The 20,721-nt window shown below is 73.5% G+C and carries 18 protein-coding genes and 1 pseudogene; 6 read left to right on the top strand and 13 right to left on the bottom strand.

Annotated features, from left to right (window positions below; all coding sequences use genetic code 11):
• Nucleotides 1–51 precede the first annotated feature (51 nt).
• The 9 genes from ACIQG9_RS14075 to ACIQG9_RS14115 all read right to left on the bottom strand — a co-directional run bounded on the left by ACIQG9_RS14075 (nucleotide 52) and on the right by ACIQG9_RS14115 (nucleotide 10,223).
• Nucleotides 52–3,705 (bottom strand): SpoIIE family protein phosphatase, encoded by a 3,654-nt coding sequence (locus ACIQG9_RS14075; RefSeq protein ID WP_400401543.1) that lies wholly within the window; start codon nucleotides 3,703–3,705, stop codon nucleotides 52–54.
• A 221-nt stretch (nucleotides 3,706–3,926) separates the two neighbouring features.
• Entirely contained in the window at nucleotides 3,927–4,478 is a 552-nt protein-coding gene (locus tag ACIQG9_RS14080; RefSeq protein WP_400401546.1) for a pyridoxamine 5'-phosphate oxidase family protein, read from the bottom strand.
• A 91-nt stretch (nucleotides 4,479–4,569) separates the two neighbouring features.
• A complete protein-coding gene (locus ACIQG9_RS14085) occupies nucleotides 4,570–5,262 on the bottom strand; it encodes a gamma-glutamyl-gamma-aminobutyrate hydrolase family protein (RefSeq protein ID WP_400401549.1) in 693 nt (230 codons plus the stop codon).
• Complete coding sequence (locus ACIQG9_RS14090; protein WP_400401551.1) at nucleotides 5,259–6,026, bottom strand: 3-oxoacyl-ACP reductase; 768 nt, start codon at nucleotides 6,024–6,026, stop codon at nucleotides 5,259–5,261. The genes ACIQG9_RS14085 and ACIQG9_RS14090 overlap by 4 nt, the downstream gene beginning before the upstream one ends.
• Nucleotides 6,027–6,028: 2 nt before the next feature.
• The gene (locus ACIQG9_RS14095; protein ID WP_400401554.1) at nucleotides 6,029–7,384 is read right to left on the bottom strand and encodes an aldehyde dehydrogenase family protein; all 1,356 of its coding nucleotides are present in this window, start codon (nucleotides 7,382–7,384) and stop codon (nucleotides 6,029–6,031) included.
• A gap of 111 nt (nucleotides 7,385–7,495) precedes the next feature.
• Nucleotides 7,496–8,860 carry a glutamine synthetase family protein gene (locus ACIQG9_RS14100; protein WP_400401555.1) on the bottom strand — a complete coding sequence of 455 codons (1,365 nt, stop codon included), beginning with the start codon at nucleotides 8,858–8,860 and terminating at the stop codon, nucleotides 7,496–7,498.
• A gap of 286 nt (nucleotides 8,861–9,146) precedes the next feature.
• Nucleotides 9,147–9,437 carry a hypothetical protein gene (locus ACIQG9_RS14105; RefSeq protein ID WP_400401703.1) on the bottom strand — a complete coding sequence of 97 codons (291 nt, stop codon included), beginning with the start codon at nucleotides 9,435–9,437 and terminating at the stop codon, nucleotides 9,147–9,149.
• A gap of 2 nt (nucleotides 9,438–9,439) precedes the next feature.
• Nucleotides 9,440–9,916, bottom strand: coding sequence for a hypothetical protein (locus ACIQG9_RS14110; protein WP_400401557.1), 477 nt, complete (start codon nucleotides 9,914–9,916; stop codon nucleotides 9,440–9,442).
• A 16-nt stretch (nucleotides 9,917–9,932) separates the two neighbouring features.
• Nucleotides 9,933–10,223 (bottom strand): hypothetical protein, encoded by a 291-nt coding sequence (locus tag ACIQG9_RS14115; RefSeq protein ID WP_400401560.1) that lies wholly within the window; start codon nucleotides 10,221–10,223, stop codon nucleotides 9,933–9,935.
• Nucleotides 10,224–10,276: 53 nt separating this feature from the next.
• On the opposite strand from ACIQG9_RS14115, the gene ACIQG9_RS14120 reads away from it, so the two are divergent.
• The 3 genes and pseudogenes from ACIQG9_RS14120 to ACIQG9_RS14130 form a co-directional block, all read left to right on the top strand.
• Nucleotides 10,277–10,729 (top strand): DUF5753 domain-containing protein, encoded by a 453-nt coding sequence (locus ACIQG9_RS14120; protein WP_400401705.1) that lies wholly within the window; start codon nucleotides 10,277–10,279, stop codon nucleotides 10,727–10,729.
• Entirely contained in the window at nucleotides 10,720–10,908 is a 189-nt protein-coding gene (locus ACIQG9_RS14125) for a DUF397 domain-containing protein (protein ID WP_400401562.1), read from the top strand. Before ACIQG9_RS14120 ends, ACIQG9_RS14125 begins: the two co-directional genes overlap by 10 nt.
• Before the next feature lie 793 nt (nucleotides 10,909–11,701).
• Nucleotides 11,702–11,812, top strand: a pseudogene (locus tag ACIQG9_RS14130) (DUF397 domain-containing protein); the annotation flags it as partial.
• Between the two features lie 466 nt (nucleotides 11,813–12,278).
• Here ACIQG9_RS14130 and ACIQG9_RS14135 read toward each other — a convergent pair.
• From ACIQG9_RS14135 to pcaF, 4 genes are all read right to left on the bottom strand, one after another.
• Complete coding sequence (locus ACIQG9_RS14135; RefSeq protein ID WP_400401564.1) at nucleotides 12,279–12,779, bottom strand: DUF456 domain-containing protein; 501 nt, start codon at nucleotides 12,777–12,779, stop codon at nucleotides 12,279–12,281.
• 247 nt (nucleotides 12,780–13,026) lie between these two features.
• Entirely contained in the window at nucleotides 13,027–15,192 is a 2,166-nt protein-coding gene (locus ACIQG9_RS14140; RefSeq protein ID WP_400401567.1) for a putative bifunctional diguanylate cyclase/phosphodiesterase, read from the bottom strand.
• 6 nt (nucleotides 15,193–15,198) lie between these two features.
• Nucleotides 15,199–16,017, bottom strand: coding sequence for an SAM-dependent methyltransferase (locus ACIQG9_RS14145; RefSeq protein WP_400401570.1), 819 nt, complete (start codon nucleotides 16,015–16,017; stop codon nucleotides 15,199–15,201).
• Between the two features lie 155 nt (nucleotides 16,018–16,172).
• Nucleotides 16,173–17,378 (bottom strand): 3-oxoadipyl-CoA thiolase, encoded by a 1,206-nt coding sequence (gene pcaF, locus ACIQG9_RS14150; protein ID WP_400401573.1) that lies wholly within the window; start codon nucleotides 17,376–17,378, stop codon nucleotides 16,173–16,175.
• Between the two features lie 111 nt (nucleotides 17,379–17,489).
• On the opposite strand from pcaF, the gene ACIQG9_RS14155 reads away from it, so the two are divergent.
• The 3 genes from ACIQG9_RS14155 to ACIQG9_RS14165 all read left to right on the top strand — a co-directional run bounded on the left by ACIQG9_RS14155 (nucleotide 17,490) and on the right by ACIQG9_RS14165 (nucleotide 20,632).
• Nucleotides 17,490–18,455, top strand: a complete 966-nt coding sequence (locus ACIQG9_RS14155) for a glutathione S-transferase family protein (RefSeq protein ID WP_400401575.1) — start codon at nucleotides 17,490–17,492, stop codon at nucleotides 18,453–18,455.
• Nucleotides 18,448–19,098, top strand: coding sequence for a DUF998 domain-containing protein (locus tag ACIQG9_RS14160; protein WP_400401578.1), 651 nt, complete (start codon nucleotides 18,448–18,450; stop codon nucleotides 19,096–19,098). Before ACIQG9_RS14155 ends, ACIQG9_RS14160 begins: the two co-directional genes overlap by 8 nt.
• 235 nt (nucleotides 19,099–19,333) lie before the next feature.
• The gene (locus ACIQG9_RS14165; RefSeq protein WP_400401707.1) at nucleotides 19,334–20,632 is read left to right on the top strand and encodes a dicarboxylate/amino acid:cation symporter; all 1,299 of its coding nucleotides are present in this window, start codon (nucleotides 19,334–19,336) and stop codon (nucleotides 20,630–20,632) included.
• The last annotated feature ends 89 nt before the right edge of the window (nucleotides 20,633–20,721 follow it).

Raw genomic sequence — 20,721 nt, forward strand, 5'->3', positions numbered from 1 at the left:
ACTGCGCCGCGCCGGGTCCCCGGTCGGCCGCCGGCGCCGCGCCACGCCGACTCAGTCGGCCAGCCGCCGGCGCAGCGACACCTCGGTCCCCGCCTCGGTACGGCGTACCGTCAGCTCGCCCAGCGCCTCGATGAGCGCGAGTCCCCGGCCCCGGAAACCCGCCCCGGTCGACTCCCGCCACCGGCCGCTGTCCCGCACCGTCGCCACCACCGTGCGGTCGGCGAGGGCGACCTCGACGCCGATCGTCGGATCGGTCGGCGAGACCGGGTGCTCGATCGCGTTCGCGGCGGCCTCGGAGACCGCGACGGTGAGGTCGAACCGGTCGTTCTCCGCCACCCCGTGGGCGATGAGGAAGTCCTCCAGCCGCTTGCGGAGCACGCTGAGCCGGGTCGGGTCGGCGGGCAGCCGCAGCGCGAAGCGGTTCAGCTCGGCGGCCTCCAGGGCCAGCACCGCGACGTCGTCGTGCCGGTTCCGCCCGCCGACCCGGTCGACCACCGCGTCGACCAGGTCGGCGAGGTGCTCGGCCCCGCCGCCGGCGTCCGCCCTGAGCTGGGCCAGCGCCGCGTCGATGCCGGCGTGCCGGTCCTCGATCAGCCCGTCGGTGTAGAGCAGCAGCCGCTCGCCGGGGGCGAGTTCACCCTCGACGGTGCGGTAGCCGGTGCCGGCGATCGCGCCGATCGGCGGCCCGAGGGCCCGCTCGTGCAGGAACGCCACGTCCGCTCCCCGGATCAACAGGGGGGACGGGTGGCCGGCACTGGCGTACCGCAGCCGGCCGGTGCGGGGGGAGAAGGAGAGACAGAACACGGTGGCGAACGACTGCCGCTCGGTCGAGCCGACGAGCCGGTTGAGCCGGGTCAGCGACTGCCCGGGGTCGAAGCCCTCCAGCAGGTACGCCCGCAGGCCGTTGCGGAGCTGGCCCATGGCGGCGGCGGCCGGTACGCCCTTGCCCACCACGTCGCCGATGACCAGGACCACCTCGTGGTCGGCGACACCGATCACGTCGTACCAGTCGCCGCCGACCTCGACCTCGGTGCTGCCGGGCAGGTAGCGGCTGGCCAGCACCGCACCGGGGAGCTGGGGCAGCGAACGGGGTAACAGGCTGTGCTGGAGGGTGGTGGCGATCCGGTGCTCGGCCTCGTAGAGCTGGGCATTCTCCAGCCGTACCCCGACCAGGCGGGCCAGCTCGGTGACCGCGGCCTGCTCGGTGCCGTCGCCGTCGCGTCGCCACACCCGCAACTCGCCGAGCTGCGCGCCGGTGGTGCCGGTCAACGGGAGCACCTGCGAGGGCTCGTCGGTGTTGATGGCCCCACCGCCGTCGGCCTCGTGGCGCGCGCCGGTGGCGGTGACCACCACCCGGGCCGCCTCGGCGAGGTGCAGCGCGTGCCGGGCGGCGACCTGCGCCACCTCGGCGGTGGACTTCGCCGTGTTGACCGCCACGGCGGCGTCGGCGAGCGCCCGGAGCCGCCGGATGACCTGCCCGCGCAACTGGCCCAGCTCGACGTTCGCCCGGACCCGGGCGATCAGCTCCGCGCCAGAGAAGGGCTTGGTCAGGTAGTCGTCGGCACCCACCGAGAGTCCGGCGACCGCCTCGGCGCAGCCGGCCCGGGCCGAGAGCAGCACGATCGGCACGTGCCGGGTACGCGGGTCCGCCCGCAGCGCGGTGACCAGGCCGAAGCCGTCCAGCCGGGGCATCATCACGTCGGTGAGCACCAGGTCGAAACTGCCGCCGGTGGCCTGTTCGAGGGCTGCCACCCCGTCCGGTACGGCCACCACCTCGTACTCGGCACCGAGCAGGCGGGTGACGTGTACGCGCAGATCGGCGTTGTCGTCGGCGAGCAGGACCCGGCCCGCCCGGCCGGTCCCGCCACCGGTCGGGACGGCCCCTTCCCCGTCGGTCCACAGTGCGGTCTCCGCGACGTAGAGCGGGGCCTGCCGGGACTCGGTGGTCGGCAGCGGTGCGCCGTCCGCCACCCGGCCGGCGGGCAGGTGCCCGGAGCCGAACGGGACGGTCACCGTGACGGTGGTGCCGTGGTCCACCCGGCTGCGCACCGCCGCCCGGCCGCCGTGCATCTCGACCAGCTCACGGACCAGCGCCAGCCCGATCCCGGTGCCCTCGTGGGTACGCGAGCGCACCCCCGGCACCCGGTGGAACCGCTCGAAGACGTACGGCAGCTCCTCGGCGACGATGCCCACGCCGGTGTCGGAGACCTCCAGCCGGGCCCCGCCGTCGGTCGCGCCCACCCGGACCCGGATCTCCCCGTCGAAGGTGAACTTCAGCGCGTTGGAGAGCAGGTTCAGGACGATCCGCTCCCACATCTCCCGGTCCAGGAAGACCGGCGCGGGCAGCGGTGGGCAGTCCACCACGAGCCGCAGCCCGGCCCGCTCGGCGGCGGAACGGAAGGTGCTGGCCAGCCGGGCGGTGTATTCGGCGAGGTCGGTGGGCTGGTAGTGGGCGGCCATCCGGCCGGACTCCAGCCGGGAGAAGTCGAGCACCGTGTTGACCAGCTTGAGCAGCCGCAGCGCGTTGCGGTGCATCACGGTCAGCCGGTCGGCGTACGGCGCGGGCAACGCCGGATCGGCCAGCAGGTCCTCCAGCGGGCCGAGGACCAGGGTCAGCGGGGTACGGAACTCGTGGCTGACGTTGGCGAAGAAGTTGGTCTTGGCGCGGTCCAGCGCGGCCAGCTCGGCGGCCCGGGTCCGCTCCTGCTCGTACACCCGCTGCCGGCCGACCGCCCGGGAGACCTGCGCGGTGATCAACTCGACGAAGTCGCGGTACTCGTCGTTGAGCGGCAGTCGCGCGGAGAGGCCGGCCACCAGCACCCCGGCGGGCTCGTTGGTCGCGGTGAGCGGCAGCACCAGGGCCCGCTCGGCGACGGCCTCCGGCACCGCGCCCAGCAGTTCGGCCACGTCGACCTCGCCGGCGACGCCACCGGCGGCGACCCGGGCCAGCACGGCGGGCGGCTCGGCCGGCACCCGCCGCGGGTCGACGCCGCTGACCCCGGCCAGCACCGGGTGGCCGGTCTCGTCGGTCAGGTAGACCAGGGCGAACGGGAGGTCCGCCCGGTGCCCGTCCAGCACCGCCACCGCGGCCCGCCCGAGCTCCGGCATGCTGCCGGCCGCGCCGAGCTGGGAGCCGAGCTCGGCCAGCGCCCGCAGCCGGCGTTCCCCGAGGACCCGGCCGGTGGTCTCGTTGACGAAGCAGAAGACGCCGTTGACGCCACCGTCGGCGTCCCGGATCGGGTCGTAGGAGACGTCGAAGTAGACCTGCTCCACGAAGCCGTACCGGTCGATCAGGAACGGGTGGTCCTCGCCCCGGTACGGCGCACCGGTGCGGCGCACCTCGTCCAGCAGCGGGCCCAGCACGGCCCAGGACTCCGGCCAGTGCTCCCGGGCGGGCCGGCCGAGGACGTCCGGGTGCTTGCCGCCGATGGTGGGCCGGTAGGCGTCGTTGTAGAAGGCCAGGTGGTCCGCGCCCCAGAACATCGCGATCTGGGCCCGCGAGGAGAGCATCATCCCGACCGCGTGGCAGAGCGCCGCCGGCCAGGTGTCGGGGGTGCCCAACGGGCTGGCCGCCCAGTCGTGCTCGCGGAGCCGGCGGCCCATCTCGCCACCGGCGGTGAAGGACTCGGCCAGCGACGGCGGCAGCTCGGGGTCGGCGGACGGCAGGGCGCCTCGTCCGTTCTCACCCACCTGGGCCGAGCTCATCCGCGCCCCCCGCTCCGGCCGTCCGTTCCCCGACGCCTCGGCGAACGCCGGCCGCGTCCCGTCTTCTACCCCGACGGATCAGCAACGTAACGCATCGGCTCCCCCGGACGCTGGTTACCCATGCCTCACGCTGCGGTCATCCGGCGGACGACCCGTCGCGCCGGGCGGGCGGGGGCCGCGGGACGGCCCGTCGCGCCGGGCGGGCGGGGCTGCGGGGCGGCTCAGAACACCGGCAGGCCGTCGATGCTGGCGGCATTCTTCGTCGCCCGGTAGGTGACCAGGTCGTCGGCGGTGCGGCGGGAGTGTGAGGTGAGCAACAGGTCGCGGTCGCCCCGGTAGTCCATCAGCGGCACCGCGTAGCCGCAGGAGTCGCTGACCCGCTCCACGTCCACCCCGATCACCGCCCGGACGGCGTGCAGGTCGGGCGGGTCCGGGAAGTCGGCCAGCAGCGCGCCGAAACCGGGGTCGGTGACCGGGGTGGCGACGCCCCGGCCGTGCAGCCGGAGGATCTTGGGCGGGCCGTCGAAGGCGCAGAACATCAGCGTGATCCGGCCGTTGTCCCGCAGGTGGGCGATCGTCTCCGCGCCGCTGCCGTGGTAGTCGAGCCAGGCCACCCGGTGCGGGCCGAGCACCACGAAGGTGCCGCGCATCCCCTTGGGCGAGACGTTGACGTGCCCGTCGACGTCGCTGGGCGCGGTGGCCACGAAGAACATCGGCTGCGCCTCGACGAACTCGCGCAGCCGCCCGTCGAGTGCCGGATACACCTTCCCCATACCGCCATCCTGCCGCCCTCGGCGGCATCCCGGGAACACGGTTCCCGTCAGCCGGTCCGGCCGGCCCGCTCGGCCGGCCGGACCGGGACGGTCAGTCGGGGCGGGCCGCCCGGACCAGCGCGGTCACCGGACGGGGGTCGTCGTCGTTCTCCGGGTGCCACTGCACGCCGAGCAGGAACCGCCGGGCCGGGTCCTCCACCGCCTCGACCACCCCGTCGTCGGCCCAGCCGGTGACGGTGAGCCGGCCCGGGTCGGCCACCCCCTGATGGTGGTACGAGTTGACCCGGTCCACCCCGGCCAGCACCGCCGCCGTCCGGCTCCCCGCCGCGAACCGCACCGGGTGGGCGCCGTACACCCCGGGGGCCGGGCGGTGCCGGTGGTGGCCCACCACGTCGGGCAGGTGCTGGTGCAGGGTGCCGCCGTGCGCGGCGACCAGCAACTGCATCCCCCGGCACACCCCGAGCACCGGCAGGTCGGCGGCGAGCGCCGCCGCGAGCAGGGTCAGCTCCCCGGCGTCCCGGTCCGGCCGGGGCTCGGTGCGCGGGTCGACCGGCCGGTCGTAGCGCTCCGGGCCGACGTCCGCGCCGCCGGCCAGGAGCAGCCCGTCGAGGACGGCGACCAGGTCGGCGTCCAGGTCGTCCGGGGGCAGCACCACGGCCCGGCCACCGGCGGCGGTCACCGCCCGGACGTACGCCTGGGGCACCAGCGCCGCCGGCACGTCCCGCCACACCGCCCAGCTCGCCGGCTCGACGTACGAGGTGATCCCGATCAGCGGCCGGCTCACAGCGGGGTGACGTACGCGCCCGTGATGCCGCCGTCCACCACGAACTGCGCGGCGGTCATGAACGACGAGTCGTCGCTGGCCAGGAAGGCGACCGCGGCGGCGATCTCCTCCGGTGCGCCGAACCGGCCCATCGGCACGTGCACCAGCCGGCGGGCCGCCCGCTCCGGATCCTTGGCGAACAGCTCCAGCAGCAGCGGGGTGGCGACCGGGCCGGGACAGAGCGCGTTGACCCGGATCCCCTCCCGGGCGAACTGCACGCCCAGCTCCCGGGTCATCGCCAGCACCCCGCCCTTGCTCGCCGTGTACGCGATCTGCGAGGTGGCCGCACCCATCAGCGCCACGAAGGAGGCGGTGTTGATGATCGACCCCTTGCCCTGCCGACGCATGTGCGGGATCACGTACCTGCAGCAGAGGTAGACGCTGGTGGTGTTGACCCGCAGCACCCGCTCCCAGGCGTCCAGCCCGGTGTCGAGGATCGAGTCGTCGTCGGGCGGCGAGATGCCAGCGTTGTTGAACGCCACGTCCACCCGGCCGTGCCGGGCGGCCACCCCGTCGAAGAGGTCCCGGACGGCCGCCTCGTCGGCCACGTCGGTACGGACGAACTCCCCACCCACCTCCCCGGCGGCCCGTTCGCCGGCCTCGGTGTCGATGTCGACGCAGACCACCCGGGCCCCCTCGGCGGCGAACCGACGCACGGTGGCCAGCCCGATCCCGCTGCCCGCCCCGGTCACCACGGCCACCCGGTCCTGTAGACGACCCTGCACGTTCACTCCTCCGTACTGATGAAGACGTTCTTGACGTCGGTGAAGGCGTGCAGCGCGTCCGGGCCCAGCTCGCGGCCGAGTCCGGAACGCTTCATCCCACCGAACGGGGTCCAGTAGCGCACCGAGGAGTGCGAGTTGACGCTCAGGTTGCCCGACTCCACCGCCCGGGCCAGCCGCAGCGCCCGGCCGACGTCGCGGGTCCAGATCGAGCCGGAGAGGCCGTACTCGGTGTCGTTGGCGAGCCGGACCGCGTCGGCCTCGTCGTCGAAGGGGAGCACCGAGACCACCGGCCCGAAGATCTCCTCCCGCCAGTGCCGGTCGGCCGGGGAGTCGGCCAGCAGCACCGTCGGGGCGTGCCAGAAGCCGGGGCCGTCGGGGCGGGAACCGGTGAAGGCGACAGTCGCGCCGTCGACGTAGCCGGCGACCCGGTCGCGGTGGGCGGCGGAGATCAGCGGTCCCATCTCGGCGGTCTCGGCGGCCGGGTCCTCGACCCGGAAGGCGCGCACCGCCGGTTCGAGCAGCTCCAGGAACCGGTCGTACACCGGGCGCTGGACCAGGATCCGGGACCGGGCGCAGCAGTCCTGGCCGGCGTTGTCGAACACGGCGTACGGCGCGGTGGCCGCCGCCTTCTCCAGGTCGGCGTCGGCGAAGACCAGGTTGGCGCTCTTCCCGCCCAACTCCAGGGTGACCCGCTTCACCTGCGCCGCGCAGCCGGCCATGATCCGGGTGCCGACCTCGGTGGAGCCGGTGAAGCAGACCTTGCGGACGGCCGGGTGGGTGACGAACCGCTCGCCCACCACGCCGCCCCGGCCGGGCAGCACGGTGAACACGTCCGCCGGCAGGCCCGCCGCCCGGCCCAGCTCGGCCAGGCGCAGCGCGGTCAGCGGGGTCAGCTCGGCGGGCTTGAGCAGCACCGTGTTGCCGGCGGCCAGCGCCGGGGCGAAGCCCCAGCCGGCGATCGGCATCGGGAAGTTCCACGGCACGATCACCCCGACCACGCCGAGCGGCTCGTGGAAGGTGACGTCCCAGCCGCCCGGCACCGGGATCTGCCGCCCGGTCAGCCGTTCCGGCGCGCCCGCGTAGTAGTCGAGCACGTCCCGGACGTTGCCCGCCTCCCACCGCGCGTTGCCGATGGTGTGCCCCGAGTTGCGCACCTCCAACTGCGCCAGCTCCTCCAGGTGGGCGTCCACCAGGGCGGCGAACCGCCGCAGCACCCGCCCCCGGTCCCCCGGGGCCACCCTCCGCCAGCCCTCGAACGCCACCGCCGCCCGGGAGATCGCCGCATCCACCTCGGCGGTCGACGCCTCCGCCAGCTCCGCCACGACCTCCCCGGTCGCCGGGTTCCTCACCTCGGTCACGCGTCCCACCCTCCCGTTCCTCGCCGATCCCGCACTGCCGGCCCCGCGCGGTGCCGCTCGCCACCACGAACCGGCGGCCGACGGTGCCCGGTCACGACGGGTGGGGTCGGGTCAGAGACGCTCGAAGCCACGGGCCAGTTCCCAGTCGGTAACGGCGGAGTCGAAGGCGGCGAGTTCGACCCGGGCCATGTTGGCGTAGTGGGCCTGCACCTCGGGGGTGAAGGCGTGCCGGGCCAGCTCGGAGGACTCCCAGCCGGTGAGGGCGTCGCGCAGGGTGGCCGGGACCCGGTCGGCGTCCGGGTCGTCGTACGCGTTGCCGGTGCACTCGTCGGCCAGCGTCAACTCCTGTTCGATGCCGTGCACGGCGCCGGCGACCAGGGCGGCGATCGCCAGGTACGGGTTGACGTCCGCGCCGGGCACCCGGTTCTCCACCCGCATGCCCTGCCCGTGGCCGACCAGCCGCAGCGCGCAGGTACGGTTGTCGATGCCCCAGCGCAGCGCGGTCGGGGCGAACGAGCCGGGCTGGTAACGCTTGTAGGAGTTGACGTTCGGGGCGAAGAGCAGGCTGAACTCCCGCATGGTGGCGAGCAGCCCGGCCAGCACCCGCTGCCCGGTGACGCTCAGGTGCGCCGGACCGTCGCCGAGCAGCGCCGAGCGGCCGTCGGCGTCGCGCAGCGAGAAGTGGATGTGGCAGGAGTTGCCCTCCCGGGCGTTCGGCTTGGCCATGAAGGTGAGCGACATGCCCTCCTGGGCGGCGATCTCCTTGGCCCCGTTCTTGTAGATCACGTGGTGGTCGGCGCAGGCCACCGCCTCGTCGTAGCGGAAGGCGATCTCGTGCTGGCCGAGGTTGCACTCGCCCTTGGCGCTCTCCGGGGTCAGCCCCGCGCCGGCCATCTCGGTGCGGATCCGGCGCAGTAGCGGCTCCACCCGGGCGGTGCCGAGCAGCGAGTAGTCGACGTTGTACTGGTTGGCCGGGGTCAACTCCCGGTAGCCGCGCCGCCAGGCGTCCTCGTACGAGTCGCGGTAGAGGACGAACTCCAGCTCGGTGCCGGCGTACGCGGTCAGCCCGTGCCCGGCCAGCCGGTCGAGCTGCCGGCGCAGGATCTGCCGGGGCGAGGCGACCACCGGGCCGCCCCCGTCCAGCCACTCCAGGTCGGCCAGGAGCAGGGCGCTGCCCGGCTGCCAGGGCATCCGGCGCAGGGTGTCCAGGTCGGGACGCATCGCGAAGTCGCCGTAGCCGCGTTCCCAGCTCGACATGGCGTACCCGTCGACGGTGTTCATGTCGACGTCCACGGCGAGCAGGTAGTTGCAGCCCTCGCTGCCGTCCGCGACCACCCGGTCGAGGAAGAACGGGGCGTGGAACCGTTTGCCCTGGAGGCGGCCCTGCATGTCGACCAGGGCGAGCACCACGGTGTCGATCTCGCCGTCGGCGACGGCGACCCGGAGCTGTTCCAGCGTGAGCGGAGCTTTCCTCATCCGTGCGCCTCCATCACCAAGGTCTACCGGCCTAGCGGATCACCGTCAATGCCCGCCGGCCGGGCACCGGCAAACCCCGGCGCCCGGCGGGTCGTGGTCAGGCCGGCTCGTCGGCCCGCGCGCCGTCCGCCGCCGGGGCGGGGCACCGCGATCCGGCCGAGCAGCGGGATGCCGGACGGGCTCCCGTACAGCTCCAGTACCCAGTATCCCGGCCCGCCGAGGGTGCCGATACCCGCGCAGAACGGAGCGGGCCAGCCTGGTCCGGGCTGGCCCGCTCCACTGCGCTCTACGCCCGATGGGCCGCCCACTCGCCGGTCCAGGCGGCGAGGTCGTGCACCCAACTCTCGGTGCCCTGCCGTGACTTGGCGGCCCACTTCGAGGCGTTTCTCGACGCGAAGTCGTCCAGGACCTCACGGTCAGCACTCGCCCAGGCGGGGAACTGGGCCAGCCAGTCCTCCGCCTGCTCCGGGGTGTGGCCGCTGCCGATCAACCACTGGACGAGCAACGCCAGCTCGACCCACGACGCCGCCTTGGTCGCGTACGCCCAATCGACAATCCGCAGCCCACCCGACGTCACGATCAAGTTGGCCGGGTTGAGGTCGGAGTGCACGAGCGAGTCGCCGTCCATCCCCGGATGCGCGAAGCCGAGCCGGCCCCCGGGGTGAACAACGGCACGCCCGGCGCAGGGGTCTCCTGAAGCCCCTTCATGGCCACGGCGAGCACATCGAGATCAGGGCTACCGGGCGACAGGTCGGGGTGGGGACCGTCGAGACGCTCGGCCCCCACCACCAACCAGCCGTCGGACTCGAAGTGCCACAGGATGGCGGGCGGATACCCGTCGATGGCCTTGGTGACCGCCAGCTCGTAGCGCAGTGACCGGACGCCCAGGTCCGCAGAGGCGGCCTTGACGAAGACCTTGTCGGTCGAGCCGATGACGGTCGACGCGATCTCCGCATGGTTGCCACCCGGAGCCGGGTACACGCCGATGATGCCGCCGACTCGTTCGGCGACCGCCGCCCGCACGGCGTCGGGCAACGCGGTCCACTCACTGCGCATGGTCTACCTCTCGCTGTTACTCGCCGCCGGGCTGCGGCGGGTTGGGCGGGCAGCACGACTCGGCCTCACCGTGCCAGAAATCCAGGTCAACCCGATAGCCGGTGGCGTGCAGCGCCGCGAGCGTGAAGGTCACGGCGGTGCCGTCCATCATCCCCTCGGTCAGGATGGGGAAATGGTGAACGAAGCCCCCGGCGATCTGCTCACAGGCGGCGGCGTACGGCACGGTGTGTTGCAACACGGAGTGCCACACCGCGTCCACCGGGAGGGTCGGCACGACGCGGCCGATCGACCCGTCCGGCAGCGGCATCCCGAAGTCGGCGTTCCCGACATTGTCGGCGTGCGCCTTGAGGAAGATGAAGAATTGCTCGACGGCCCGCTCCGCCCGACTCCGAGGTTGAGAAGCGCCTCGCCAACCGGCTCGATCGTCAGGCAATCCTGAGCCGTGACGACGGGCCCCAGTTCATCGCCGTGATCGACGAGCACGTACTACGCCGCTCCGACGAGGTATTCCGCAAGGTGGTGGAGGAGCAGATCGAGCACCTTCTCGCCGCTGCCGAGCGGCCGAACATGAGCGTCCACATCCTGCCTGACGAGATCGCCATGCATGTCGGACTGACCGGTCCCTTCATCCTGGCGAGGGGCGCAGACGGCAACTGGGTGGGTAATCTGGAAAATCAGTTGGGCGGGATCGTTGTCGACCGCGACGCTGACATAGCTACCCTGCTGTCACGGTGGGAGTCGGTGCGCAACGAGGCGCTGCCCCGCCGGCAGTCGATCGAGCTGATGAAGGAAGTTGTGAAGTCATGGACCTGATCGGCGCGACCTGGCGCAAGTCCACCCGCAGCGGCTCCGGCGGCGGCGACTGCGTGGAAGTGGCAGACAACCTGGTCGGCATCGTAGGCGTACGGGACAGCAAGGACCCGGCCGGCCCGGTGCTCACCCTCGAACCGAAGACCTGGAAGGCGTTCGTCGGCTTCGCCAGGCGACACTGACCAGTAACGCAGCACAGGCCCCCAGCGGGATGCTGGGGGCTTTCTTCCTTCCGGCACGCGGGCACGCCCCGGTGGCACTCCTCGTCGATCCCGTCGGCCACGTGCGACGCCTTGGCCATGCGGTACTGGCCCTCGCTGATCCGCCCGTACGGGGGCCAGCGGCCTGGTGCCGTCGACCATGACGGTCATGCCCAGCCCGGCATCCCGTCGAGGCTGATCTCGTCGGCGCGCTGACCAGGTCTGCCGCCTTCTTGTCGTAGCCGAGGTCTTCCACCTCCTGGACCAGCGTCTTCACGGTCGGGAACTCGCCGACCACGGTTGCCCGGTGGTCGGCGGTGGCGTCGTGGCCACTGCTCACCTCCCCGAGGTGGTCCCGATACTTTAGGGAATGGGTCCCCGGTACGAGTGCGGCCCAGCCTCGTCCCGCCGATCACCATGGTCAATACGTCCCGGGTACCGAACTCGTTAAGCGGAAATGGCGTTGCCGGTAGGACCCGGCGGCCCGCATGCTTGTGCCTGTGACCAGGCCCGATCGCGACGGGCCGAGGCCGGGCGCTCGGCAGGAGCCCGGTCCAGGGCGGGGCGGGACGCCCACCTCTCTCTCACGTACGGCGTGCTGCCGTACCCGACGAGCGTCCCGCCCCGTCACCCCCATCGACACCGAGCTGGCCGACCTGGCAACCACGCGCACCGCGCTACGCAGCCTCGCCGCCAACGTCGGAGACACCCGCGCCCCCACCCGTCGGCAGCGGACGGTTTGCGGTCGGGCGTCAGGAACTGGATGGGCTGAGGTGTCGTCCTCGTCCGCGACACGAAGGACCGCGACGGCGGCACCCTCGACTTCACGCCGGGCACCTGGCAGTCGTTCGTCAAACTGGCCAAGCAGCTCGGTCCCGTTGCCTGACCCTGTCCCCTCAGCACGCCAGGGCCTCTCCGCGCGATGCCGAGGGGCCCTCGTCACGAGCGGCATTGACCGGGGTAGGGCACCAGTCGCGCTCTTCGTCGACCCAACGCCCACCAGTTACGCCTTGGCCTGGGCGGGACCGGGCCATCGCTTGCCCACTCCGCTTTGATCCACTCGCTTGGGCGGATGTTGCGGTATCCCTGCGACCGGATACCGCAACATCCGCCCAAGCGAGTGGATCTTGCCGAGGCAACGGCAACACCCGACCGGACGGGCCGGGACAGACGGGCGGCCGGCAAACACCCGACCGAACAAGCCAGGACGGAGCGGACATGCCGGGACGGGGCGGACAGACGGGCCGGGGCGGGGCGGGGCGGACAGACGGGCCGGGGCGAGGCGGGCCGGGACGGGGCGGACGGCCAGGCCGGGCCGGGACGAGCCGGGACGGACGGCAGGTGGGGGGCGGTCAGGTGAGCAGGAGGCCGGCCACCCAGATCGCGGCGACGACCAGCCCGGCCAGGAACTCCACCAGCATGGACAGGCCGGCCGCCTTCAACGCCTGCACGGTCGCCGGCCAGGCGAGCTGGTTACTGCCCAGCCGCAGCCGCTCGGCCCCCCACACCCCGCCGACGAAGCCGATCACCAGGCCGATCACCGGGATGACGAAGAACCCGACCAGCCCGAGCAGACCCCCGACGAGCAGTGACGACGTGGGTACGCCGGTGCGCTTGAGGTTGCGCCCCGGCCAGGCGTACTTGATCACCGCACCGGCGGCGGCCACCACGGTGGCCGCGCCGAGCACCGCCCAGCGGCCCGGCCCGGCGCCTCCGAAGATCGCCCAGACCAGCACCCCGCCCCAGCACAGCGGCAACGCCGGCAGGCCGGGCACCACCACCCCGGCCAGGCCGGCGACGATCGCGATCGCCGCGACCACCACGACCGCCGCCTCGCCGTCGGTCAGGCTCACCCCGCCACCTCTCCCCCGCCGGGTCCGATCCCGGTCACGCCGTCACCATGACAGACCACCCACGCCCACACCGACCGGCCACGCCCTGACCGGCCACGCCCCGGCCGGCCACGCCCGGCCACGCCCCGACCGGGCCGATACCGACCGGCCACGCCCCGACCGGCCACGCCCCGACCGCGCCCCGACCGGGCCGATACCGACCGGCCACGCCCCGACCGGCCGATACCGACCGGCGTGGCCCGGCAGGTCACCCCGCCGTCTCGCCGCGCAGCCGGGCGGTGATCCGGTCCGCCGGGCCGGGGCCGCCGAACCAGCGGCCCTGCCCGGTGTCGCACCGCAACGCCCGCAGCCGCTCGGCCTGCGCCCCGGTCTCCACCGCCTCGGCGGTCACCGACAGCTCCAGGGCGTGCGCCAACCGGACCAGGGCGTCCACGATCCGCTCGTCACGGTGGTCGGCGGGGGCGTCCCGGTCGTCGCCACGGATGCCCTCGACGAACGGGCCGGCCAGCTTCAGGCAGTGGATCGGCAGCCGCCGCAGGTACGCCAGGTTGGAGTAGCCGGTGCCGAAGTCGTCGACGGCCAGTCGTACGCCGAGGTCGGCCAGCCGGTACAGCGACCGCAGCGGCTCCCCGGCGGTGCCCATCACGGCGCTCTCGGTCAGCTCGAGCTGCAACAGCTCGGCCGGCAGGCCGCTCTGCCCGAGGGCGCTGGCCACGGTGTCCACGATGGCCGGGTCGTCGGCCTGCCGGGCGGCCAGGTTCACGCTGACCACCAGCTTCGCCCCGGGGAACTCGCGGTGCCAGGCCCGGGCGTCCCGGCACGCCTGCCGGAGCACCCACTCACCGAGCCGGACGATCAGCCCGGTCTCCTCGGCCAGCCCGATGAACTGGTCCGGCCCGACCAGGCCCAGCTCCGGATGGCACCAGCGGACCAGCGCCTCCACCGCGGTCATCGAGCCGTCCAGCAGGGAGACGATCGGCTGGTAGTGGACCACGAACTCGCCCCGGTCGAGGGCCGCCGGCAGGCCGGCGGCGAGGGCCGACCGGGCGATGTCGGCGGCGCTGCGCTCCGGGTCGTACACCGCCCACCGGCCCCGGCCCTCCGCCTTCGCCCAGTACAGGGTGGTGTCGGCGGCCTTCATCAGCTCGGAGACGCTGGTCTCCCCGGCCGGGCACTCGACCACCCCGACGCTGGCGGAGACGGCGAGCTGGTGGTCGCCGACGAGCACCGGCGCGGCCACCGCGGCCAGCGCCAGTTCGGCGACGCCGACCGCGTCGTCGATCCCCTCCGCCCCGTTGACCAGGATGACGAACTCGTCGCCGCCCATCCGCGCCACCAGGTGCCCCCGGCCGTTGACGCAGTCGGAGAGCCGGTGGGCGATGGTGACCAGCAGCTTGTCACCCAGGTCGTGCCCGAGGCTGTCGTTGACCGCCTTGAAGCCGTCCAGGTCCAGGAAGCAGACGCCGATCCGCTGCTCCGGCCCGGCGTTCTCGACAAGCTGGCCGAGGGTCTCGAAGAAGAGCGTCCGGTTGGGCAGGCCGGTGAGCGGATCGTGCAGCGCCTGGAAACGGAGCCGCTGTTGGAGTTCGTACCGCTGGGTGATGTCCTCGATCATCGCCACGGTGAACCGGGGCCGGCCGTCGTCGTGCCGGATCAGCGAGACGGCCAGGTCGGTCCAGACGATGCTGCCGTCCTTGCGGTGGTAGCGCTTCTCCACCCGGGCACTGTCGCGCTTGCCCTCGATCAGCTCCTGGTAGAGCTCCCACATGCCGGCGGCGTCCTCGGCGTGGAACAGCGACGCCACGTTGGTCTGCCGCAGCTCCCCGATGGTGTAGCCGAGCATGTCGGCGAAGGACTGGTTGACGTCGATGATCTGCCCGTCCACGCCGGCGATGCCGATGCCGATGGCCGCGCCGGTGAAGACCGCCCGGAACCGGGCTTCGCTGTCCCGCAGCGCCCGCTCCACCGAGTCCCGGGCCTGCCAGGCGGAGCGGGCGATCCGCTCCTGCTGGCTGAAGGTGCGGTCGCGCAGGGCCCGGGCGAACCCGGTGGCCAGCCCACCCTGCAACCTGGCCACCCGGGTGGCCAGGTCGGGCGGGCCGACGGCGGGTACCAGCACCCGGCCCGCTAGGCGCTCGCCGAGCGCCCGTACCGACCAGTCCAGGATCCTCGGCTCGGTCAGGTGCGCCTCCACCATCGCCCGGCCCACGTCCTCGGCCGGAACGGTGGAGAACTCCTCGGCGAGCAACGCCTGGGTCAGTCGTACGGTGTGCACGAGCAGCAGCCGCTCGGTCTCGGCCGCGCTCAGCGGTACGAAACCGAGCCGGCGTACCGCCCGGGCCCAGTCGGCGGCGTAGCCCTGGACTCCCGGGCGGTCGGCGTCGGCGCCGCCGGAATCCGGGACGGCGGACATGTCGGCTCAGCCGGCGGGACGGTCGTACCGGGCGACGCCACCGAACGCCCCGAACCGCTCGGGGTGTTCGTCCACGTCGGACGGCGAGTCGGGCCGCCACAGCGGCATGTGCACCACGCCGGGCGCCAGGAGCGTCCAGTCGCCGAAGAAACCGGTGATCTCGGCGCGGGACCGGAGCGTGATCTCGGTGTCGGTCCGGGCGGAGAGCCGCTGCGCGTCCAGCATCTCCTGCGGCTGGTCCTCGAAGGTGGAGTGGGAGATCACCAGGAAGCTGCCGGGCGCGGCGGCGGCCCGCAGGGTGGCCAGGATGTCGACGGGGCGGTCGGCGTCCGGGACGAAGTGCACCACCCCGGCGAGCAGGATGCCGACCGGCCGGTCGAAGTCGATCAGGCCGCTGGACCGGGCCTCGTCCAGGATCAGCTTCGGCTCCCGCAGGTCGGCGCGGACGGCGACGGCCCGGTCGTTGCCGGCGAGCAGCTCGTGGCTGTGCGCCACGGCGACCGGGTCGATGTCGACGTACACGATCCGGGCCTGCGGGTCGGCGGCCTGCGCCACCTCGTGCACGTTGCCGACGGTGGGGATGCCGGAGCCGATGTCGAGGAACTGGTCGATGCCGGAGTCGAGCAGCACCCGGACCGCGCGGCGCAGGAACTCCCGGCCGGACCGCATGGTGGCGGCCAGGTTCGGGGTCATCCTGGCGATCTGCTCGGCGAGCCGCCGGTCGATCTCGAAGTTGTGCGCGCCGCCGAGGAAGTAGTCGTAGACCCGGGCGGCGCTGGGCCGGCTCAGGTCGATCTCGGCGGGAAGTCCATCCGGCGTCTGCATCTACCTGGCCCCCAGTTCGTCGCCGCGGTGCGGGAGGGCACCGGCGTCGGGGCGTGCGCGGGCACGCGGAGCCGCACCGGCCGACCCGCGGGTCGTGTGGTGCTGACCACTCTAGGCCCGTCCGTCGAGGTACGGGAGGTCAGCTCGCGGTCGGCTCAGTCGGCCGACTCCAACATCAGCGAGATGCCCTGTCCCACGCCGACGCACATGGTGGCCAGCGCCCGCCGGCCGCCCCGGCGGCGCAGTTCGAGGGCGGCGGTCAACGCGAGCCGGGCCCCGCTGGCGCCCAGCGGGTGCCCGAGGGCGATCGCCCCGCCGTTGGGGTTGACGTGCTCGGCGTCCTCCGGCAGGCCGAGTTCGCGGAGCACCGCGACACCCTGCGCGGCGAACGCCTCGTTCAGCTCGACCACGTCGACGTCGCCGAGGCCGACCCCGAGCCGGTCGAGCAGCCGCCGGGTGGCCGGCACCGGCCCGATCCCCATGATCCGGGGCGGTACGCCGGCCGCCGCCGCGCCGCCGATCCGCGCGAGCGGGGTGAGGCCGTACCGGGCGACGGCGGTCTCGGAGGCGACCAGCAGCGCGACCGCGCCGTCGTTGACCCCGGAGGAGTTGCCGGCGGTGACGGTGCCGCCGGCCCGGAACGGGGTGGGCAGCGCGGCCAGCTTCTCCAGCGAGGTCTCCCGGGGGTGCTCGTCCACCTCGACCAGCTTCGTCTCGCGGCGGCCGGCCGGCACGGTCACCGGCACGATCTCCTCGGCGAACCGGCCGTCGGCCTGCGCCTTGGCGGCCCGCTGCTGGGAGCGCAGGGCGAACTCGTCCTGGGCGCGGCGATCCACCCCGAACTCGGCGGCCACGTTCTCGGCGGTCTCCGGCATCGAGTCGATGCCCCAGCCGGACTCCATCAGCGGGTTGACCAGCCGCCAACCGAGCGTGGTGTCGTACACCTCGGCGGCGCGGGAGAAGGGGCTGGTCGCCTTCGGCAGCACGAAGGGCGCCCGGCTCATGCTCTCCACCCCACCGGCGACCACCAGGTCGGCCTCGCCGGCCACGATGGAGCGGGCGGCGGTGGCGAGGGCGTCGAGGCCGGAGCCGCAGAGCCGGTTGACGGTGCTGCCCGGGACCTCCTGCGGGAGGCCGGCCAGCAGCGCCGCCATCCGGGCCACGTTGCGGTTGTCCTCGCCGGCCTGGTTGGCGCAGCCCAGCACCACGTCGTCGACGCGGGCCCAGTCGACCGCCGGGTGGCGGGCGACCAGCTCGCGGAGCACGTGGGCGGCCAGGTCGTCGGGGCGTACCCCGGCGAGGGCGCCGGCGTACCGGCCGATCGGGGTACGGACTCCGGACACGAGGTATGCCGCGGTCATCGGACGCACGTCCTTCGGGGGTGAGAAGGGGCTGGCGGTGCCGGGCGTCGCCCGGGTCACGGGGACGTCCGGCGCCAGGATATCCGCGCCCGGAGCGGATAGGTTGGCGGCATGGCCCGGGCCCAGTTCAGCGCAGAGACCTCCGGCGGCGGCGAGTTCGTCCGCCAGCCCAACCGGTTCACCGGTCGGGTCACCCCGCACTCCACCTCGCCCGTCGGCGGCGGCCCGGACGACCAGGACCGCTGGCCGTTGGAGGCCGGCCGCTACCGGCTGGTCTGGTGCCGGGCCTGCCCGTGGGCGCACCGGGCCCGGATCGTGCGCAGCCTGCTCGGCCTGGACGAGGTGATCTCGCTGGGCACGGTCGACCCGATCCGGGACGAGCGGGGCTGGCGGTTCACCCTCGACCCGGACGGCTACGACCCGGCGCTCGGCATCGGTTTCCTCTCCGAGGCGTACCTGGCCACCGACCCGGACTACACCGGGCGGGTGACCGTGCCGGCGCTGGTGGACACCCTGACCGGCCGGGTGGTGAGCAACGACTATCCGCAGCTCACCCTGGACCTGTCCACCGAGTGGCGGCGGTTCCACGCCCCGGACGCGCCGGACCTCTACCCGGTGGAGCAGCGCCCGGAGCTGGACGCGCTGATGGCCGAGATCCACCGGGACGTCAACAACGGGGTGTACCGGTGCGGCTTCGCCACCTCGCAGCAGGCGTACGACGAGGCGTACACGGCGCTCTTCACCCGGCTGGACGCGCTGTCGGAGCGGCTGTCCGGCCGGCGTTACCTGATGGGCGGGGCGATCACCGAGGCGGACGTGCGGCTGTTCACCACGCTGGTCCGCTTCGACGTGGCGTACCACGGGCACTTCAAGTGCAACCGGCAGAAGCTGACCGAGCTGCCGGTGCTGTGGGCGTACGCCCGGGACCTGTTCCAGACCCCGGGTTTCGGCGAGACGGTGGACTTCGACCACATCAAGCGGCACTACTACGCCACCCACCGGGAGATCAATCCGAGCGGCGTGGTGCCGCTCGGCCCGGACACCTCCGGCTGGACCACGCCACCCGGTCGTGACTGACCGGCGGGTCGGCCCCGCCCGTGCCGCCGCCGCGTCGGCCGCCGTCGGCTGCGTGCTGACCGGCACGGTCGCGGTGGCCGTCGCCGTGGTCGCCGGTCCCGGTCCGGGTCCGACCGGGTACGTCAGCGAGGCCGGCATCGCCGGCAGCGGGTACGCCCCGACGTACCGGATCGGGGTCTTCGCCCTGGCGGCGGCGCTGCTGCTGGTCGCCGCCGCGCTGCCGGCGGCGCTGCGGGTCGCGGCGGCGCTGCTGACCGCCGGCGCGGCCTGCACGGTGCTCTCCGGCGCGGTGACGTGCAGCGCCGGCTGCCCGCTGCCGCCGTTCGAGACGGCGACGGTGGCGGACCTGGTGCACGGCGGGGCGAGCATCGCGGCGGTCGGAGCGACGGTCCTCGCGATGCTGGTGCTCGGGTTCGCCGCGCCCGCGCCGCCGGCACTGCGCCGGGTGGCCCGGCTGGGCGTGGCGGTGGCGCTGCCGCTGTCCGGGGCGATCGCGGTGGGGCTGGTGACGGCGGGCCGGGGCGGGCTGGTGGGCGGGCTGGAACGCCTGGTCCTGCTGGCCTGCGCCGGTTGGGGCCTGGTCACCGCGACGGTGCTGGCCTCGGGCCCGCGCCGGACACCGGACGGCGCGCACCGAAGGTGACGAACGGGTCACCGGACGGTGAACGCCCCTGTAAGGAGCCTCACGCCATGCACTCCTTCCACCTGTCGTTCGGCCGGGAGTAGCGTCGGCAGGCGATGACCAACGTCTGGCACCTCACCGTGCGCCTGTACGTCGACCTCCGACGGCAGGCCAGCGGCATCTGTCCGGCGCAGCCGCGCTCCTGACGCTGCCCCGTTCACCTCCACCAGACCTGGACACCCTCATGGCCTCCGCCCTGCGCAAGATCCCCTTCTCCGTACAGATCCTGCTCGGCCTGGTACTCGGCGTGGCGCTGGGCTTCCTCGCCCGCGCCAACGACCTGAGCTGGCTGGCCAGCACCCTCGACACCGTCGGCGGGCTCTTCGTCCAGTTGCTCAAGCTGGCCGTACCCCCGCTGGTCTTCACCGCCATCGTGGTCAGCGTGGTCAGCCTGCGCGGCGTCGCCAACGCCGCCCGGCTGGCGCTGAAGACGCTGCTCTGGTTCGGCGTCACCGCCCTGATCGCGGTGAGCGTCGGCATCGGCATCGGCCTGCTCACCGACCCCGGCCGGGGAGTGACCCTGGACGTCGGCAACGCGACGCCGCCGAAGACCACCGGCTCGTGGACCGACTTCCTCACCGGCGTCGTCCCGACCAACCCGGTCGGCGCGTTCGTCGACGGCAACGTCCTCCAGATCGTCTTCCTCGCCCTGGTGGTCGGGGCCGCCGCGCTGCTGGTCGGCCAGGCCGCCGAGCCGTTCGTCGACCTCAACCGCGCGGTGCTGAGCATCGTGCAGAAGGCCCTGTGGTGGGTGATCCGGCTCGCCCCGATCGGCACCCTCGGCCTGATCGGCCACGCGGTCGCCTCGTACGGCTGGGACCTGCTGGCCCCGCTGGCGCGGTTCACCACCGCCGTCTACGTCGGCTGCGCGATCGTGCTGTTCGTGGTCTACCCGCTGCTGCTGGTGGCGGCCGGCCGGCTCAACCCGCTGCGCTTCTTCGCCGGCGCCTGGCCGGCGATCGAGCTGGCGTTCGTCTCCCGCTCCTCGGTGGGCACCATGCCGGTGACCCAGCGCTCCGTCGAGCGCCTCGGCGTCCCCCGCGAGTACGCCTCCTTCGCGGTCCCGTTCGGCGCGACCACGAAGATGGACGGCTGCGCCGCGATCTACCCGGCGTTGGCGGCGATCTTCGTGGCGCAGGTCTTCGGGGTGGACCTCGGCGTCGGCGACTATCTGCTGATCGCGTTCGTCTCGGTGGTCGGCTCGGCGGCCACCGCCGGCCTGACCGGCGCGATCGTGATGCTCACCCTGACCCTGAGCACGCTGGGCCTGCCGCTGGCCGGTGCCGGCCTGCTGCTGGCGATCGACCCGATCCTGGACATGATCCGCACCGCCACCAACGTGGCCGGGCAGGCCCTCGTCCCGACCATCGTGGCCGCCCGCGAGGGCACCCTGGACCGCGCCGCGTACGACGCCGCCGGCCGGCAGGACCTGACCGACGCCGACGAGGCCGACCGGCCGACCCGACGGGAAGACCTGACTCCCGCCCCCGCCTGAGCCGCCGCCTCCGGGTGCGTTTCTTGTCGTCGGAGCGACAAGAAACGCACCCGAACCACTCCACACCCCGAACCCCCGCCAGCCCCGAC

Origin of the sequence: Micromonospora sp. NPDC092111 (assembly GCF_044755745.1) — a bacterium.
Classification (GTDB): domain Bacteria; phylum Actinomycetota; class Actinomycetes; order Mycobacteriales; family Micromonosporaceae; genus Micromonospora.